Genomic DNA, 20,665 nt, shown 5'->3' on the forward strand with positions numbered 1-20,665 from the left:
AGCGGTAAAGTCGTATTTGCTATATAAATACTGTATTTTCCTTTTCTTTTAATCTATGTTCCACGTGAAAACCTATCTTGTGTAATTGCTTTTGTAGTCCTGACAGGTTAGATTCGCGTTTTTTCTTTGACTGTATGCTGGAGGCGGCTAGTGGAAATCGCGTGCTTAGATCTTGAAGGGGTTTTAGTCCCTGAAATTTGGATTAAATTTGCAGAAAAAACCGGTATCGAGGCACTTAAGGCGACGACTCGTGATATTCCCGACTACGATGTTTTGATGCGCCAACGCCTGAAGATTCTTGAGGAAAACAACCTCGGATTGAATGAAATCCAAGAAGTCATCGCGACGCTAGAGCCTTTAGAGGGGGCCGTGGAGTTTGTTGATTGGTTACGCGAACGCTTTCAGGTCATTATATTGTCGGATACGTTCTACGAATTTTCCCAGCCGTTAATGCGTCAGTTAGGGTTTCCAACGCTGCTGTGTCATCGCCTAGAAACAGATGATAACGGACGAGTTATCAATTACCACTTGCGTCAAAAAGACCCTAAACGCCAATCCGTACTGGCGTTAAAAACGCTTTATTATCGTATTATCGCCGCGGGTGATTCATACAACGACACGACTATGTTGGGTGAGGCAGATGCGGGCATTCTTTTTCATGCGCCGCAAAATGTTATCGACGAGTTTCCGCAGTTTCCGGCAGCACATACGTACGAAGCATTGAAACAAGAGTTTCTTAAAGCCAGTAATCGTGAGTTAACGCTTTAATATAAGCTTGGCTTTTCTGTAAAACTCTGTGACACCATAAGCCCCAGTGTTGAATGGCACTGGGGCTTTTTATTTCTATACGATCATTCAACTTCGATATATCTATCATTTAAATAATGACGGGGTGTTGTTTCAGTCGAATAAGTTTTTATTTTTCTTGTGGTTTCAACTTCGAAAACTTTCAATATCTACTCTTATCATATTTAAATTTCCCTCGTTGGCACATTAATTTGTGCGATATCTCTTACATAAAATTCAGAGATAACCTCATTGCGCTTCAGCTGTTTGCTTACTAGTCTCAATTTACGCAAATTCAATGCGTTAACTAAATAGGAGATTATTTATGAAACGATTATTTTGTAGCTTCTTAATTGCACTGACTGCAGCCGTACTTTCGCCGGCTGGATCCTTAGCCGCCGAGTCCGAAACCAAAGCAAGTATTTCCGCTCCCATTAATATTAATACTGCAAACGCACAAAAGCTGACCGAATTAAAAGGTGTCGGCGAATCGAAAGCGCAAGCAATTATCGCTTGGCGTGATAAAAATGGTCCTTTTAAAAAGATCGAACAGCTGCTTGAAGTAAACGGCGTAGGGCAGGCGACCCTGGATAACATAAGAAAAAACATCGTCCTATAGCGTCGTTCAGTTGGGTCTTCCGGATACTTTAATAGATCTGATTGTAAAAGTTAGGGTGTCCGGTTTTCTTTTCTAAGAATGTTTCGTTGTTATTTTATGCGGTGGATTTCATGTTAAAGCTACTGCCGAGTTTCTTAAAGTTTATTAATACTGTAGTGCTTATTCCCGTAATGGTGCTATGCCTTGGGTATTCGGGTGGATCGTCTGCCCAATCGGAGTTAGGTACTATTGACAGGGTTCAGCGTGAGCATGAGCAGTTGCTTAAGCAGGATCAGTTGCGACGAGAAGACGATTTGAGGCGAAATCAGCCAGACGTTGATGTATTTTTGCAGGAAGAAAAAGGTGACGCAGGCTGGGTTGGCGATGATGAAAGTCGATGCTTTGAAATTGCTCAAATTCAGGTGCAAGGACTCACGCTTTTTGCTGACGAGAAAATCAATGAAATTACGTCAGAATACCTTAACCGTTGTTTAGGTATTCAAGAGTTTAACCAGCTAATAAAAAGCATCAGTAACCTCTATTTAGAAAAAGGCTACGTTACTAGCCGAGCTTATATTCAGCCACAAAACTTAAAAGATGGTGTTCTGGATGTTTTAGTGGTTGAAGGCAGGCTTGAATCAATCATATCTTCAGAAAAAAGCTTAACCAATCGTCAGTTACGCTGGGCTTTTCCTTCACCCTTAGATCAACCGTTGAATCTTCGAGATCTAGAGCAGGGCCTCGAAAACCTTAACCGGTTGTCACAAAACCGTTCCAGTATGGAGCTTGAGCCCGCTGCACAGCCGGGCTATACCCAGCTTCAAGTCAAGAACACTTCTGGCCGATCGGTTTCTGGCGGTGCAAGCGTAAATAATAGTGGCAGCGAAACAACCGGTGAAGTGTTGGGGAGTATATATGCTTCTTGGGATAATCCCACGGTATCTAACGATAACCTGTACCTATCGTTTAGCGATTCTATAGATGCACCGAGTGGGGCTAAGTCCCAAAGCTATTCTGCAAGCTATACAGTACCTTACGGTTATGGCTTGTTTCGCTTAAGCAGTAGTTATTTCGATTATCAGCAACAGGTTGCCGGTTCAGTTGTCGATTTCACCACTAGCGGATCATCCGCCAGTCAGTCCTTGGGGTTCGATTACTTAACTTATCGCGGCCAGCGCGATAAGTTCACATTAACCTCGGCTTTAGTTCGTAAGCAGAGTAAAAACTATCTCGAAGATGTGTTTTTGGAGACATCCTCTCGCGTACTTTATTTGGCTAAGGTTGGTGCTCGTTATACACGTTATATCGGGCAGGCAGTGGTGCGAGGTGATATTAATTGGACACGCAGCGAAAGTTGGTTTGATGCGACTGAAAAAATTGTCGCAGACGAAAATGAATACCAGTTTGATACCTTCTCAATTGACGGCTCTTATTCGGTACCCTTTGCTTTGGCTGAGCAGTCGTTCTCTTATAAAACCAATGCCTCTTTGTTTTACACCCCAGATAAAGTTATTGCCTCAGAGGCTCTGTCGCTTGGTGGCCAGTATACCGTTCGGGGTATAGAGAATTTGGGCCTTGTTGGCTACAGCGGCGGTTACTGGCGCAACGAATTACACCATGATATTAACCTGCCGTTGCTTGGTCGGTTAGATGTTTTTGTGGGGTTGGATGTTGGCAGTACCGACACCCCAGAATATCAAGAGAAGGGCCGAGAGTGGTTGGCCGGTGCGGTCTTTGGCGCAGCGTTAGCGCACCCTCTTTACAGCCTTAATGTTACCTATGCTCAATCGCTGCAGTCTCCCGATTACCTTAATGCGCAGTCTCAGGGTGTTTACGCCTCACTGCAAACCAATTTCTAAGAGTTTTTACTATGGACAGTTATTCAAAAAATCAATTGGTTTCTTTGCCGCTCATTATTGCAATGATCGTCAACCCAGCCTTGGCAGAACAAGTCCCGGCTTCCGTTTATACAGAGCGTAAACCGCGTGCGGTTAGTGTCGAGCAGCGTGCCTCTATTGGCTTAGCGTCACGTACAATGGCATCAGCTATTGTTGTCGACGAAAATATAAATCGTGAGCAGCGTCCAGGGTTAAAAGAGTCTTCTAACGGCACCGCAGTGGTCGATATCGCGGCTGCATCTGCGGCAGGTGTTTCTCATAACCGCTATACAGAATTTAATGTCAGTGAAACCGGGTTAATCTTAAATAATAGTCAAGCTCCTGTGCTGACACAGTTAGGCGGATGGACCGATGGTAACCGTCGTTTGGCGGGCGGTGAGGCAAGCATTATCCTCAACGAAGTGACCGGCAGTAACCGCTCTAATTTATTTGGCCACATTGAGGTAGCAGGCCAAGCGGCGGAGTTTGTGCTAGCCAACCAAAATGGCATTACTTGTGATGGTTGTGGTTTTATCAATATTCCACGTGCAACCTTGGTAACGGGTCGTGCACAGATGGCCAATGGCGATCTTGATGGCTTCACTTTGGGTAACGGTAATATCGTTTTTCAAGGGGCTGGAGTAAACGCCTCCAATGTTGATCAGTTCGATATAGTAACGCGTATGGCATCGGTTAATGCCAATTTGTACGGACGTAAAATTAATGTCTTTACGGGGAATGATTACTTTTCTTATAAAGATGGTGTTGTCAGTTCATCAGAGGGCAGCACTAGTGTGCCGCAAAATGGTGTGTCGCTTGACATTGCTGCACTGGGTGGCATGTACGCTCATAGCATTCATTTAATTGGTACCGAGAAAGGACTAGGGGTTAATAGTGAAGGTTTAATTCAATCTGTTGAATCGCTAGAAATAACCGCCGACGGTAATGTTCGTATTAAAAATGCGGTGGCGAATCAATCCTTACAAATCGCATCGGCATCCGAAAGTGTCACTACCGATGGTCAGATTTATGCACCTACAGTGAACATTCAGTCATCGCAGGATATTACTAATACAGGTGTATTAGCCGCCAGAGACTCGCTGAGCCTGCAGTCAGATCGTGTTGTGCAACAAGGGGAGCTGTACGCGGGGATGGCGGAAGATGGCTCTTTGCTCTCTGATGCGCGTTTTAATTTGAGCGAAGTAAACCACCTCGAAAATACGGGTTTTCTGTACAGCGCAGAGAGTCTGGTACTTTCACTGCAATCGGTGACAAATGACAACGGCCAGATCATATCTGGAGGGGGGATAGAGCTCGAGGTCGCTGATCGTATTAGTAATCGCGCAGGCACACTCCAGGCGCAGTCGGGATCCGTGCATTTAACGACCGATGTGTTGGACAATCACGCTGGTGAAGTCTACGCGGCGAATGATTTTAAGCTTTTAATTGAAGCTGACAGTGGCGTGGATAATTCGCAAGGCACTCTGTTTGGCGCCCAGGCCACCAGCATTCAGGTTATAAACGGTGACATAGAAAACCAGGAGGGGCGAATAAAAAGCCAGCATGTTGAGCTGGACGCCGATAGGGTTGCCAATGAGTCGGGTTTTATTGATGCGCAAACGCTCAATTTAAATGCCGGTTCACTTGATAACAGCCGTGGGGCTCTGCTGGCAAGTGACGCGCAAGGCGCCGGCCTATTTCTCCAGGTTCAGGAGAGTATCGATAATGCAGGTGGAAGCATTCATTCCGCCGGGGAGACACTCAGAATTGAAAGTATCGGCCTCAATAATACCGGGGGTACCATCAGCTCAGAGCAGGGTGAGTTGTTGCTCAGCGTATCGGAAGGGGTTGATAACACCTTGGGTGCCATCACCGGGGAAACACTAACGCTTGACGCTGCTGATCTGATAAATACTGAAGGTTTGGTGTCTGCTGATTCGTTAACTGGCCAGTTCGGCAACACGGATAACCATCGAGGAACTATCCAGGCACAACGGCTGCGTATCGATGCCAATCAGTATCAAAGCGCCGGTGGGCTGTTGCTCGCGCACGGCGAGCAAGCTGAGCTAACTCTTAATATTGATGGCCTTATCAATAACACCGCAGGCGCCAGCATACAGGCGCAGGGCCGCAATCTTGAGGTCTCGGCGGAAACGTTAGTGAACCGAGATTCTACCATACTGCATTATGGCAACGGTGCTCTGAATCTAGCGGCGAGCAATGCTGACAATACGGCTGGTGTTATCAGTGGTCAGGCTGATGTACGCCTAGCCGTTTCCCGACTGGACAATCGCAATGGTGCAATCAGTGGCGATGGTTTGTTCGTATCTGGACGTGACATTGTTAATGATGATGGTCGGTTGTTGGCCTCCGATATTACGGTGACTGCGGGCAGCATCAGCAACCGTTCAGGGCTTTTATCTGCCTCGAATCGTTTGAACCTGCAGGTCTTCGGCTTGGATAACTCCGGTGGGGAAATTGTTGGCGGTAACACGGTAAACCTGTCCATTGATTCCAGCGATGGCCTAAATAATAACGGTGGCGCTATTTCATCTGGTTGGGCTCTATACCTCGATGCCGAAGGTTTAGTGGATAATACTGGTGTGCTCGAGTCTGAAGGAATCCTCATGTTTGAGGCCGATCAGATTGTTAACCATGGGCAACTACTAGCCGGAGACTTAAATCTAGTATCAAAGGATTTAACCAACCATGACGGAGGCTTGATCGAAGCAGAATCTCTGAGTGTTGATGCCACATACTTACACAACGCAGGGGCGATTCTTTCCTCTGGGGCGCTCGACCAAGACTTTCAGTTACGTGTTGGTGGTTTCCTGAATAGCGGCTTGTTAGAAATTTATTCTCATAACTTCAAACTTAGTGACATCGCCTATGTGTCTGACAGCGGCAGCATTATTCACCATGGTGACGGCCGACTTTCTGTTGCCACCGGCGAGATGCTTGATAACCGTACCGGTGTGCTTTATACCGCAGGTAACCTAGATATCATCGCGACCGCAATTGATAATCGGGGCGGTGAGATCAGCGCGGGTAAAACACTGGGCTTAATGGTTGATACGTTTAACAATGAACAGGGTCTACTGCAATCGGGTGGCGGGGTCACCTTTGAGCTTGCCGAGCTGAACAACCGCAGTGGTCGCATTCACCTATTCTCTGATGCAGACTCAAGTTTTACCATCGAGAAAACATTGGATATCACCGACGGGGAAATCATCTCCTATGGCGCAGGCGGATTATCGCTCACGGCCAATCGAGTCGATAACACGGGTGGGCAACTATCGTCTAATGGCGACATCTACCTTCAGGCTGTGAGCTTTTTAAACCAGCAGGATACTTTGTCCAGTGCGCAAAGCGTCAACCTCAACGCAGGTGAAATAGACAATCTGGACGGTGAAATAAGCGGCCAGAATGTCACTGTAACGGTCCCAAGGTTTGAAAATCATGGCGTAGTATCGGCGTTTTCACAGCAGGGAGATGCCTTGCGTTTTTATGCAGGCGAGCTGATTAACCGTGGTTTGCTAGAAAGCTACGGTGTGGCTCTGGATCTGAGCGACACCCAGCTGGATAACCGCGAAGGGCGCCTACTGCACAAGGGTAATGGGGCGCTGACGCTGGCGCAACAGACGCTGGATAACACGCTTGGCCAGCTTTACAGCGCCGGCTCGATTAGCATATCGGCGCAGTCGGTCAATAATACATCTGGGGAAATTGTTGCCGAGGGTGCGGCCAGCCTAAATGCCTCGCAGGACATCTTAAATCATGCCGGGGTGATTCAAGCGCACGCCAATCTCACACTCCAGACGGGCGAGCTGCGCAATGAAGCCGAAGGCTATGTGATTGCGTTAGGTGATGAGGCCGATCTTACCGTAGAACATTTGATAAACGACGCGGTGATTCAGGTCGCACACGATGCAAGCATTAACGCGAGCGAGTTTAGTAATACCGGCGATTTAATCGGTACCGGCATCACCCTGAACGCCACCCAATTGGATAATAGCGGCCTGATCAGAGCGCAGAGCTTGGCGGCGCAGGTAGAGAATCTACTGAATACAAAAGATGGCAGTATTCAGGCTGGTGAGTTGAGCATTGTCGCCACTGACCTGATAAATTCAGGCGCTTTGATCGGGTACGAGCAAGACGGTTCAGGAGTGTCGCTTAACATCGATACACTCACCAATACGGGCCGCATAGAAAGCCAAGGTGATACTCTGGCTGTTCAGACGCGTATCCTGACTAACTCGCAAGGCTTATTGGTCGCTTCTGGTGACGAGAGTCACTTGGCCGTGACGACCGAAGCACTTGATAACCGCGATGGTGTGCTCGCATCCAATCACACTTTGACGATCAGAGCCGATAACGTTGTTAATACTGACGGTGAAGTGGGGGCCGAACGGACGCTGGTATTGCAAGCCGAACAACTGAATAACGCCAGCGGTGTTATTTCCTCCGCTACAGATCTAAATATTACCGCGACCTTGCTGGATAACACAGATGATGGCTTATTGGTTGCCGATGAGTTGCTCAGCGCGAACGTCACAAGCTTTGACAATACCAATGGGCGCCTTGCTACATCCGAGCTTAACCTCTGGGCCGATGAGTTACTCAACCTACATGGCTTGATCAGTGCCGATCATTTTAGTATCGAAGCCAATAGCGTGGATAACACACAAGGTTTTTTGTTTGCCACGGATTCATTGGCTGATAGTACGCTTTTGGCAACCACCGCCATCGATAACACCGCCGGCACTTTACAAGTGGAAGGTGGGAGTTTTGCCATCACAACCGGTGAGCTAACGAATGACCATGCCGGGCAAGTTGTTCACAGCGGTGCCGGTGTACTGACGGTTACCGCTGGGCGCATAAAAAACGGCGCCGAGTCTGTTATTGCGGGTGAATCGACAGTTCAGCTGACGGCTGATACCGACCTGATCAATCAGGGTTCGATTCAAACAGCTGGCAATGTGGTGATTGATGTTGCCACACTGGACAACAACGCCGGTCGAGTTCTGGCCGGTGGTGGTATTAGCATTCACGCTGACTCTGTATTTAACCGCTCGAGCAGCGAACAAGAGCACGGTTGGCTGAGCGCTAACTGGATCGATATAACTACCGCGCTTTTTAATAATGATCAATACGCTCGAGTGGAAGCGGCTGAACTCTCCGTATCCGCCTCGGAGATGATGAACCAAGGCTTGCTGCTGGCAACCCAAGAGCAATCCCCCTCCAGCCTGCTCATCAAGGCCGATACGCTTTCCAATAGCGGCCGAATCGAATCTTATAACGGCATGGCTTCTGTACAAGGCGGGGTTATCGGTAACAGCGGTGTTATCTCGCAATCACAAGGTCAACTCCTGCAACTCAACGCCGATACAATAAACAATACCGGGACACTGGCGGGTGATGCTGAACTGACGGTTATGTCTGAGGGTCTGCTGCCCAACCAAGGGCATATAACCGGAGCTGAGGTTGGGGCGGTTAGCCTATCGGCCGCAACATTGAACAACGAGGGCGGCCTACTTAGTGCCAGCAATCTGGATATTCAGGCGGATCAGCTTAATAACCTGGCAGGTGATATCAACGCGGACACCTTAACCATTACCAGCCAGACACTGGTAAACGATACCGCCACCATCCTCGCTTCCAACCTCTCCATCGATGCCGGCGAAGTGATCAATCGGGCCGATACCGGTGAGCAAAGTTACATCAGTGCCGATACTCTAGCCATTATCGCGGATGTACTGACCAACGCTGCCACAGTTCAAGGCCAACAACTGACACTTGAAGCCGACACGCTCACAAATCGCGAGGGTGAAATACTCGCTGCCGGTGAGCAGGGCGAAAGTCTGCGCCTGCTTGCCGAGCAGATAGACAACACTGGCGGGCTTATTGAAACGCACGGCGAGCATCTGTCCATTGCTGCGGCACTTATCAACCAACAAGGTACTTTATTGCATGCCGGTGGTGGGGTATTAGCTCTATCAGATATTGACAACACGGCGGGGCAAGTGGCGACGGAAGGCTCCTTGCGGATCGACGCCTCTGAGGTTAATAACAGCCAAGGTGGTCTGATCCAAGTGGCCGGTGATGCACAGGTCTCCGCCTTCAGTTTGGATAATCAGGCTGGCACCTTAGTCGCTGGACAAGGTTTATCGTTAAACGTAGACGAAGTGCAAAACACTGATGAAGGTTTGGTGCTATCTCGATTCACAGAGGCGGATGATTTTCTTTGGAACGGTAGCACGTGGAATAACCAAGGCGGAACCTTAGAAATTCACTCGGCCGATCAGACCTTGCAACTTGACGGATTTGATAACGCCGACGGTACTCTCTATCACGCCGCTACCGGTAAGCTCACGCTTGAAACCCTAGCAGACTGGGATACCGGCGATGGCGTCATTGTTAGCGATGGCAACATTCAGGTTGAGGCCCAACAGCGGTTTATCAATAGTGGGGCGCTGGCGGCCGACGGTATTAAGATTCACGCCGCCCAGATGGACAATCGGCTTGGTAGCGTAATTAATGCCGTTTGGATGAGCCTAGATTCTCAGTACGCCACCAATTTTGGCACTATCCAAACCGAGCAATTTTCCCTGACATCCGGTGTGTTGCGTAACGAAGCCACAGCCACAGGTGCCGACAGTTACACGGGCGGCGCGCTGATTGTCACCTCTGGGCAAGACAACGCATTTGCACTAAATGGCAATAGCTTAGAAAACACGCTCGGAGCGCGACTACAGCTCAACTCGGCCAATAATCACATAGATGGCGAGCTAATCAACCAGGGCGTCGTGGCTGCACTGGGTGAGGGGGAGTTGTCTTTTAATGGGCTGGTTAATCATCAGGGGGTGGTGTATTCGAGCGGTTCAATCACCGTTGAGCAAGCCAACTGGGATAACCGCCAGGGCGAAGTACGCGCCGAAGGGGGCGTGAACGTCACCGTGGCAACGCTGGATAATACCCAAGGGATTGTTCAAGCCGCCACCGGCTTGAACATCAGTGCCGAAACCTTCGTCAATACCGCAGGCACTGTGCTCTCCGAAAACGGCATCGCGCTCTCACTGCAAAGCACACTGGACAACACCGATGGCGCCGTGGTGGCTCAGTCCGGGAATGTCACCATCGAAGCGGATAGCTTGCTGAATCTGCGCGGGTTTATTGAGCAGACAGATTTTGGCGATCTAGCACTTGAGTTGGACGGCGTGTTGGATAACACCGGTGGCCAAATTAATACTGAAAATCAACTACTGATTAGCGCTCATCAGATCATTAACAACGCCTTCATCCAGCCCGGTGAGGATGATCGTAAGGCGGTCATCAACGCATTGCATGTCAACCTGACGGCCGAGGAGTTCAGCAATGCCGGCGGTTATATTCAGGGACGGCAATCATTATTGATGGATATTAATCAAATCGACAACCGCGCCGGCACCCTGATTGCCACCGGCGAAAACAATGGCAGCTTTGTGCTGCAAAGCGAGCTTCTGGATAATAGCAATGGCGGTTCAGTGCAGGTGTTTCAGCGCGATTTATCGTTGCTGGGCGTCGAGTTGGATAACACTGGCGGAGTCATTGATCACCGGGGCGAAGGTCTGTTTGAAGCGAGCAGCGCATCGGTGTTACGCAATGCGTCGGGCGTGATTCAATCGGCCGGCGATATCCTATTAAGCGCCGCCAGCATTGACAACACCGATGGCGCGATTGCTGGGCGTGGCGTGAGTTTGACCGCCGATAACACCATTCACAACGCCGATAAAGGCTATATCGCTGGCGACACCTTAAGCCTTACCGCGCAGCGGGTGGATAACACTAATCAGGGCATCGTTGCCGCCGTAGGTGAGGGCGAAGATACCCTGACGTTAAACGTTGCGGAATTTAGCAATCATTACGGCACCGTGCGAAACAGCTCCACCAACTGGGATTTTGCGTTTGCTGAAATCGACAACGAAAACGGCACCATTATTCACACCGGTAGTGGGCTGTTTAACCTAGCTCACCCCGATACTCTTAGCATCACCGGCACCTTTGCTTCTACGGGCGATGTCCGTGTCAGCGCTAGCGAACTGCACAGCAGCGGCAACTTACTGGCCGATGGCGATATGACGCTCGATATAACAGGTGCATTGGTCAACTCTGGGCAGGCTATCATCCGCGCCGGGCAGACATTGAATGCTACCGTGGGGGGGCTGGTGGAAAATTCAGGTGGGATCACTGCATTTTCCGGATTTGACCTCACCGCTGGTGGTTCGCTCGATAACAGCGGCATTATCGTTACCGACTCGCAAGATGCCACGATAACGGCCAGCCGTATCATCAACAGCGGAGATATTGCCCACAATGGTACCGGCACGTTCATTCTAAACACGGCCGAACTCGACAACGGCGTGGTGTTAAGTGCCAGTGAATCCGCCGGTACTCTAAAAACCAGCGGTACTTTAATAGCCAGCAGGGTAGCGCTTAACAATACTGGCGTTATCAGTGCCAGCACCTTGCAGTGGGTGCAATTTGATACCTTGGTGAATCAGGCGTTGGGCCGGATAGAGGCCGACACTATCCAGATGGGCGGCAACGCCGTGGATAACTCTGGGCAATTGGTGGCCACCGGGGCGGAGGGCTCTTTGGAGCTGTCCGTTGCCACGCTAAGTAACCGGGGTGGCGCCACACTGGCTACTAACAGTCAAAACCAATCGTTTATGGGCGATGTGACCAATGCCGGTAGCATCGTTCACGCGGGCACCGGAGTGCTAAAGCTTGGCAATACCGGTGTAATGGACATAACGGGTGGCACAGTATCCACCGCTGGTACGGCGGAGCTTAGCGGCAGTATCACCGGCACCGGCACGGTATCGGCGGCACAGCGTATCAGTATTACCGGTGTCGACACCTTTACCAACAGTGGCAGCACTTTATATTCTCAAGGCGATATCGACATCAGTGCAGCGGTCAATAACCAGCAGGGCATACTGATTGCTGATGGTATTTTAGATATTGATACCGCTGGCACCATAGAGAACAACAATGGCCACCTACAAGGTGGCCAGCTGCGGTTAAACGCTACAGGGCTCAACAACACCGGCGGAGGTAAAATACTCTCTACCGGTGGTAGCAGCGGTTATATCAGCGTAGGTAACCTAAACAATAGTGGCGGTACCATTGCCTCAAGCAATGGCAGTTTCTCGGTATCCACCAGTGGAACTTTAAATAATACCGACGGTAACATTCAGCAAAGCGCCGGTAGCCTTACGCTTTCGGCCGCCGCGGGGCTCGACAACACCAGCGGCAAGGTGCAATCCGCCGGCACACTGCGCTTGCGCGGTGGCCAGGTACAAAACGATTCTAATGGCTTATTGTCCGGTTCGGTGCTGGATATCGGCACCAGCGCGCTGACCAATACCACAGGCGCCAGAGTGGTGGGCACGGGTTACGGCGTGAACCGGATCAACGTTTCTAGGCTGACCAACTCTTCCACCATCTCCGCCGGTGGTACAGGGTTGAGCGTAGATGTCGGCAACACGTTTAATAACACCGGCGGCACCCTAGCGTTTACCGGCGCGGGCTCGTTGGACTTAGCCTTTAATGAATACCAGAGCGGTGCTAGTAGCAATATTCGTAGTAACGCCAATCTTGCCCTGCAAACCACTCAAGCATTGAGCAATACCGGTAATCTTTCTGCGGGCGGCACCCTAAGCATTTACGCGCAATCGTTCAGCAACGCTGCCACCGGCCACGTGGACAGCGGCAGTATTCTCGCCATCGATACTCAGGGCGGTAGCTTTAGTAATGCCGGTACCGTGGGTGCGGCCTTGGCCTTGGAGGTGGCGACATCCGATTTCTTCAATAGCGGCACCCTCGCCTCGGATAACATTCTCCGTCTGAGTATGGATACACTCAATTTGGGTAACGGTGATATTGAGGCCAAGGGTCTACTGGATCTTGATGTGCTCAACAGCGTTACTCTGAGCGCTGGAGAGTCGCTGACAAGTGAGGGCAGTCTCTCCCTGACAAGCGCGGGTACTATTACCAATGGCGGTGAGATATCGGCCAACGGCAACCTCACTCTTAACTCGGTAGGCTTAACCAATAATACTTTGGCAGTTATCAGTAGCGGTGCCACGGCTGAGTTGAATATTGCTGGCAACCTCAGCAACAACGGCACAATTGAAAGTGCCAACAACCTCACGGTAAACGCCCGGAATGTAGTGAACAACCACTCCATTCGGGCCGGAAAGAGCCTTGAGTTGTTTGCCGATAATATTATTAACCAAAATAATGCCGTCTTGTATTCCGGCCTCACCATGACCCTGGGACTGAGCGGCACCTTAGACAACCGTTACGCGGATATTCTGTCGTTAGGGACAATCAGCATCGAGGGTAAAGCCACGGGAGGCAGTGCCAGCCTGATTCAAAATACCGGTGGATCCATAAGCTCGTTAGGTAATATGAGTTTATCGGCTCAAAGTATTGTCAACCGGACTGAAGGCGTCAGTGAAGAGTATTTAGGTTTAACCGACACCAATAGAGACATTACTTATGTTTCTCGAGCGAATGTGTGGGGATACGGAGCTGAAACTCAGGAGGGAGCAAACTTACTCACTGGGTTGACTATCACAGAAGGCTTTACCCCCAACAATATTCCTTTATCAAGTGATAGCAAGTTCTACGATAAATATCTCGTCACTGAAAAAGAGTATTACACCACCGTGGTACGAACGGAGGGGAAACGAGCTGGTTTGATTTCATCCGGTGGCAACATGGCTTTTTACCATGCCGATGTGATTAATGAGTTTGGTAATATCAGCGTGGCTGGAAATCTCACCGCACAAGGGGCGGGGCTGGCCAGCTTTAATACGGCCAAAGATCAAACCGATGTACACACGACAACCTATGATGAATACGATGCTGAGTTTGATGTCTACGATACTGATGGGAGCGGTACTGAAACGTTTAGGCAAGAGTATACATTTGTAGGTTATAAAAACCTCAATGAAACAGACTCGGTTGAAAACGCGGATGTAAAGTACGGCCAAATTAATGTTGCCGGCAGCATGGCGGCCAGTTTTGAGCAAGATGTTTCGCTTGAAGGAAGCGGCAGTGGTGGCCAAATAGATGAACGCGCCATACTTGTAAATAACACCGCCGTAACGGTTGGTCGCCTCACCAACACACAGCGTGAAGACGCCACAGTAACCGGTGACAGCGGGCGCACCGGTGAACAGCTGGATACCACGCAAGCCGAACGGCAAAATGCTGGCCGAGAAACGGGGCTTAATGGGCACGCCGAGACTGGCGAAAAAACCATAAACGTTAACATTGTTTCGCAGTTGGCACAGGTTGCTACAGTAGAGCAAGCCCAGCAGCAGCAAGCGGCAGACTCCACGGCCAGCCCTACCAAAGAGCGCGCAGACGCGGGCGATGATTTCGTCCAAAATCAATTACAGAACCTGATTGCTCGTTACACTCCGAAGCCTGAAACTACCGATGCCGAACAGGCACAAACCGGTACAGCGAGTGCCGATGGTGCAGGCGTTCAGCAGCAAGCGTTGGCGGATGGCGAATCTTCGCCGGTAGACGGCACTCAAGTAGACGGTAACACCGAGGTGATTGCCAGTAATACCAATACCGAGGGCGGCAATCAGACACTCCCAGCGCAAGACACAGACCAACTAGCCAATTTTAAAGAGCGCGCTGCCGAGCAGGGTAAAGAGGTGGTACTAACCCCAAGCGGCCAGTACGTCATGGTAGACCCGAAAAACCCCGATGCAACCGGCGGGCAAAGCCCCACCGGTGTCGAAATATCCACCGCCCCCCAGAACTTCAATCCAGGGCACTTGGGTGGCCTCTATGTTGAGGACACCTCCCCCGAGGGGCAATACTTGGTGGAAACGCGGCCGGAGTACACCGAGTATGGAAATTTCCTTGGCTCGGACTACCTACTGAGCGCTATTGGCTATAACCCGGATAAAACCCATAAGCGTTTGGGAGACGCCTTTTACGAAACCCAGCTGGTCAGCCAGGCTTTGGTTGATCAGGCCAACCTCGGTTTTGGTGGTTATGGTGTTAACGATTACGATCGCATGCAGAACTTGATGGACAACGCCATTGCGGCCAATGGCTCGATGCAGTTAGCGATGGGTATTGCCCTTACCGCAGACCAAGCGGCCAGTCTTACCGATGATATTGTTTGGATGGTAGAAGAGGTTGTGAACGGTGAAACCGTACTGGTGCCGCGCCTGTATTTGGCCAGCCTAAGCCAGGATGACATGCTGGCCAACGACAGCGCCTTGCGCGTAGGCGGTGATATCTATTTGGAATCCGGCGGCGACATAACGTTTAACGAGAATGTCCGCAGCCGCGGCACCATGAACTTCTCGGCCGATGGTGCGATTAATCAGAACGCCAACCTTACTTCCATGAGCGGTTTAGGCTTAAAGGCCGGCGAAGCGCTGACCAACACCGGCACTCTACAGGCAGACCTGCTAGAGCTGACCGCTGGCGGCGATATCACAAACTTAGGCTCGTTAGGGGCCGAGCGCGGCCTGTGGCTGGATTCCAGCGGCGGCAGTATTGTTAACAGCTCGGTGGCCGATATGGTCTCGGGCGGCACACTTAGCCTAACGGCAAAGTACGATATTACCAACCAACAAGGTTATATCGAAGGCGTAGACGTGGCTCTTACTACAGAGCTGGGCGATATCGTCAATCGCACCGAATTTGAACAGGTGGCTTTTGATAAGGGTTGGGGCAGCGGCATTAAAACAGAAGTCGGCGAGGCCTCTGTTATTGTTTCGCACAACTCGTTGTCGATGGATGCTGGTAACAATTTAGAGCTGCAGGGCAGTTCATTGTCGGCCGATTCTGTTATTGCCTTGCGCGCGGGTAATGATATTCAACTGGAAGCGATAGAGAACAAATCGACCTATCAATCGTATCATTCCAACGGCGAGGCAAGCCGAGTTTCTCATCAAGTCGTGAATATTCAAAGCGGTGGCGACTTGTTGGTAGATGCCGGCCGTGACATTAACGCTGAGGGCACTCAGTTTAATGCTGGTGGCAGCGCACAACTTAATGCCGGCCGCGATATTAATTTAAACGCGCTAGCTAACGTCGATCACTCATCGTTTAGTCGTAAAAACTACGAACGCACCGACACGGTCATTACCCACACCCAAGCCACCGTGAGTGCCGGTGGCGATGCCAGCTTACATGCGGGACAAGACATCAATCTAACCGGTGCAAATGTATTGGCCGATGGCAATATTCGTGTACATGCCGAGCGCGATACTAACTTGGTGGCGGTGACGGATTCTGAGTATCATTATAGTTACGAGCGGAAAGATAAGTCCTTTGGGCGAAGTGAGACACATGAATCTGAGAGTTACGATGAAGCTGTCACGGGTAATAACCTACTGGCAGGTGGAAAAGTTTTTATCAACACCACATTTAATGAAGAAAATGATCAGATTGATTTATTGTCTAGCCGTGATGTAAACATAGTGGGCGGTAATATTTCCGGTACTGATGTCACCATCGGTGCGGGGCAAGATGTCACCCTTGTCGCCGCTGAAGAACTGCACACCGCTTTTGAGCGTCATCGCTCCAGTGGGTTGGGCGGCATTAGTGGCAGCAGCGATAAGGTCACCGATGGCATAGTTCGGCAAGTCGGTGCATCGGTTATGGCTAATAACGATGTCACAATTCTCTCCGGTCGCTCGACTACATTGGCTGCTAGCGGCGTTAATGCTGTCAACGACATCGAAATTCAAACAGGGCTCACAGATAACAGCGGGGATTTAAATCTACTGGCGTTGAACGACAGCGTCTACCATCAAGAAGAAAACACCAGTCGTTCGTTCTCTCTCAATATCGACAGCGGCTCGGTTTCTTGGAGCAAGGAAGGCAAAAGCGAAGCTGATAACACGGCTCAGGTGTCCGTGGGCAGTGTGCTTAGTGCCGAGAACAACGTCACCCTTAATTCCCGTAATGACGTTAACATTCAAGGCAGTTTAGTAAACGCTGGAACAGCGGTGGGTATTAAGGCAACAGGCGATATTAATGTCACCGCATCTACCTCAAACAGTCAGCAAAGTGAAAGTGAATCGGTTACACGCTCCGGTATGAGTCTACGTACTAACTCCAACGGAATAACCTTTTTTGACGGTGACCGAACCGAGGAGCAAGGCCTTGAAGGCTCGGTAGCGCAGAGTAACGGCAGCTTTATTAACGCCGGTACCAATGTCATTTTTGATGCCGGCAATGACATCACCATCGCTGGCAGTAATGTAGCGGCAGAAAATAACATCTCGCTCAGTGCTGAGAATAATATCAACGTCGTCACCAGTGTAGAGGGCAACGCCACCGCCACAGAAGACACACTCATAAAAGATGGGCTTACGATTAGCGCCAACCACAATATCGGTGATGCCGTGGATGCAGTAGGTGATTTAGGCAGTGGCGACAATGCCGTAAGCGATGCCAGTGGGGTTATGGCGGCGGCAGATGCCGTGAGCAATGCGGGCGCCAGTGTCAGCGCGCACTTGGGGCAGACAACCACCACGACCAGCACCACCGTCGACAGCCAAGAAGCCATAGCGTCCAACCTTGTCGCGGGGGGCAATGTCACCATCGATGCCGGTAATACCGCCACCGTCAGCGGCTCTACTGTTAATGCCGAGGGCAATATTGATATAGACGGCAAAGACGTCAATATCCTCGCGGCCGATAACACCTACACCACCACCAACAGCACAGAATACCTCCAAGTAGGTGCTACTCTGCAGGTTTCTAGCGGCAATGCCAGTCTCACCGTTGGTTTTAGTCAATCCGAATCTGACCTGACTGACACCACCGTCACCAACTCAGGCTCTGTGCTTAATGCGGGGGGCAACCTCAATGTTACCGCTGAAGATGAACTGACCGTCACCGGCAGCGACATGAACGCCACTAATATTGCACTCGCAGGGCACAACGTCACTATTAATGCCTCAGAGGGGCTAGAAGACTCCAGTTCCGATTCCGAACACTTAAGTGCTGGGGCCGGTGTCAATTTTGGCTCCGATGGTATTGGGTTTACCGCCAGTATGGCTATGGGCGAGAGCGAGTTAGACAGCACAACGACCACTCGCCAAAACAGTCATATTACCGCCACGGATAACCTCAGCATTACCAGCGCCAACGACACCACCATTGAAGGCGGCAACTTGCACGGCGCTGAGGTAGATATGAATGTGGGCAACAACCTCACAGTGGCTTCCGTGCAGGACATCGGCACGGTAGAAGGAAGTCAGTGGGACGTAAGCGCCAGTATTACCGTAGGGGCTGGGGTTTCGGGCGGTGCCAGTGTTGGCTACGGCGAGACCGAAGGCTCCAGCGCTTGGGTTAGCGAACAAACCAGCATTATTGGCTCCGATTCCGTCAACATCAACGTCGGCGGTCACACCCAAATCGACGGCGCGCTGATCGCCAATATAGATGAAAACGGTGAAGACCAAGGCAACTTGGTGCTGGATACCGGCACCATCGGCTTCAGTGATATTGAAGACCACGATGAGTTCGAAAGCTTTTACCTCAATGTTGGCTTTAGCACGGGTGGAGATTCCGGTGCCAACAGCAATACAGGTGCATCGCCCGATGAAGGCAGTACCAGCTGGAGTGCAGAAGGCAACTATGCCGACCATGATTATCGGCAAACCAACTACGCCACCGTGGGTAATGGTAATATCACCGTCAGAGATGAACCGAACGTTGACCTTTCGGGGTTAAATCGTGATACCGACAACGCACAGGTCACCACCAAAGAAGATTCAACTAATGTTGATGTATATGTCAGTAGTACGGCGATTGAGGCTATCGGTGGGTTATTTGCGGAGGATGATCCTGATACAGCGAAGAACGAGAACACTCTGGCGCGTTGGTCCGACAGCTTACAAAGTATCGCATCGTTAGATACCTATACTGCTATGGGACATAACGTTTCTCAGCTGGCCAACCCAGAGGAAATTGCAGCAGGATGGGAGCAAGCGAAAAAAACGTTAGGCGTCACCTCGGAGCCTCCGCCTCATTTAACCGCCGCTATTCAGCGAAACAACGAGGCAATGGAAGCAGAGATAACGGCCAACGTCGCAGCTGAATTTGGCGAGGAGGCTGCGCAGAACGTAAACTTCCTTTATGACGACACTGGTGCGATTGCCGGCAGTGAGGTAAACGGCATACCCCTCACGATGAATGACGATGTGGAGCAACAACTTGCCTCAAACTTAAAAGTGAAAGAAGACGACTTGGCGCGTCGAGAAGGTTACGACAGCACGTTAACGTTGAATCAGGAGGGGATTGATGACGCGCAAAACTATTTAGATAATGGCTTCGAGCAATCCCAGGAAGGTTTTTACGACGCATTCACCTTAAGCGAGCAAAACAATGAGAACGGTTATGATTTAGGGCTTGATCTGACTGGTACCGTTGAGACTACCACGGAGTTTAGTGCTTTACGGGCACCGGAAATTGAAGAGTTTGAAGCTGTATTTGGCCCGCGGTCTGATGTTGGGGATGTTGGTGGTCAGGCTTTAGGTATCGGTGGCGTGGCGCTCGGTGGGCTCGCTAATCTTGCCTTTGATGTGACGACTGATACCATCGGGCTGGGGCTCGATGCTTCAATGTTTGTTATCGATACGGCCACTTTTGGTTTGATCCCTGTGTTGGGGAATGAGGGAAATGTTGGTAGCACCTTTGCCAATTGGGCGCAAACAGGTACGGATGATTGGGTGAGTTCGTTTGGGCCAAGTCCTATTACAGGTGGTTTTACCGATCCTACTGTGGCGGAAGGGTTTCAACTTGGCTCTAATATCTTAGGTGGTATTGGGCTTGTTGGAGCTCGTGGAGCTAGTGTGTTGGGGGGCAGCTCGAGAGTAGCAGGTGGAGGGCTTGCGTCAGATGTAAGATCAGGTACGATGCTTGACGGGATTGTTGTTCCAAACAAAAATACTGTGACGGTGTATCGAGTTGATGACAATGGATTTGATCCTCGCATTGCAAGTGATGGAAGTATACCGACAATAACAACAAAGAAAGGCGGTGAGCGTGCACTGTTTGTTAATTTTGGTCAGGCAGATAGAGCTAAAGAGTTTGCCTTAGTCAATAGAAATGGAAACGCAACTATTACCGCTGTTGATGTGGATGCATCGTTGCTAAACAAACTAAGATCGACGTCAGTTCATGATTTAGATGGCGCAGCAGTTAAGCTAAATCCAAATGCACCATTAAAAGTTGATATTAAAGCTCCAGACCAGTTTGGCCTTAAAACTCCGGAACATATTCAATGGTTGAGAGATGCTATAGACCCGTCTACGGTAAGAATTATTGACCCTAAAGATTTGTAGCTAAAAGTAAAAAAGGT

Annotated in this window: 4 protein-coding genes; all 4 read left to right on the forward strand. The window is 50.2% G+C overall.

Annotated elements, in window-relative coordinates; translation table 11 throughout:
- Positions 1 to 150 precede the first annotated feature (150 nt).
- Positions 151 to 768, forward strand: coding sequence for a bifunctional phosphoserine phosphatase/homoserine phosphotransferase ThrH (thrH, locus tag GILYN3_RS03920; protein ID WP_049721644.1), 618 nt, complete (start codon positions 151 to 153; stop codon positions 766 to 768).
- A gap of 343 nt (positions 769 to 1,111) precedes the next feature.
- Entirely contained in the window at positions 1,112 to 1,405 is a 294-nt protein-coding gene (locus GILYN3_RS03925; protein ID WP_049721645.1) for a ComEA family DNA-binding protein, read from the forward strand.
- 110 nt (positions 1,406 to 1,515) lie between these two features.
- Positions 1,516 to 3,243 carry a ShlB/FhaC/HecB family hemolysin secretion/activation protein gene (locus tag GILYN3_RS03930; RefSeq protein ID WP_049721646.1) on the forward strand — a complete coding sequence of 576 codons (1,728 nt, stop codon included), beginning with the start codon at positions 1,516 to 1,518 and terminating at the stop codon, positions 3,241 to 3,243.
- A gap of 11 nt (positions 3,244 to 3,254) precedes the next feature.
- Positions 3,255 to 20,648, forward strand: coding sequence for a hemagglutinin repeat-containing protein (locus GILYN3_RS03935; RefSeq protein WP_049721647.1), 17,394 nt, complete (start codon positions 3,255 to 3,257; stop codon positions 20,646 to 20,648).
- Positions 20,649 to 20,665 lie beyond the last annotated feature (17 nt).

The organism is Gilvimarinus polysaccharolyticus, from assembly GCF_001187555.1.
Lineage (GTDB): Bacteria > Pseudomonadota > Gammaproteobacteria > Pseudomonadales > Cellvibrionaceae > Gilvimarinus > Gilvimarinus polysaccharolyticus.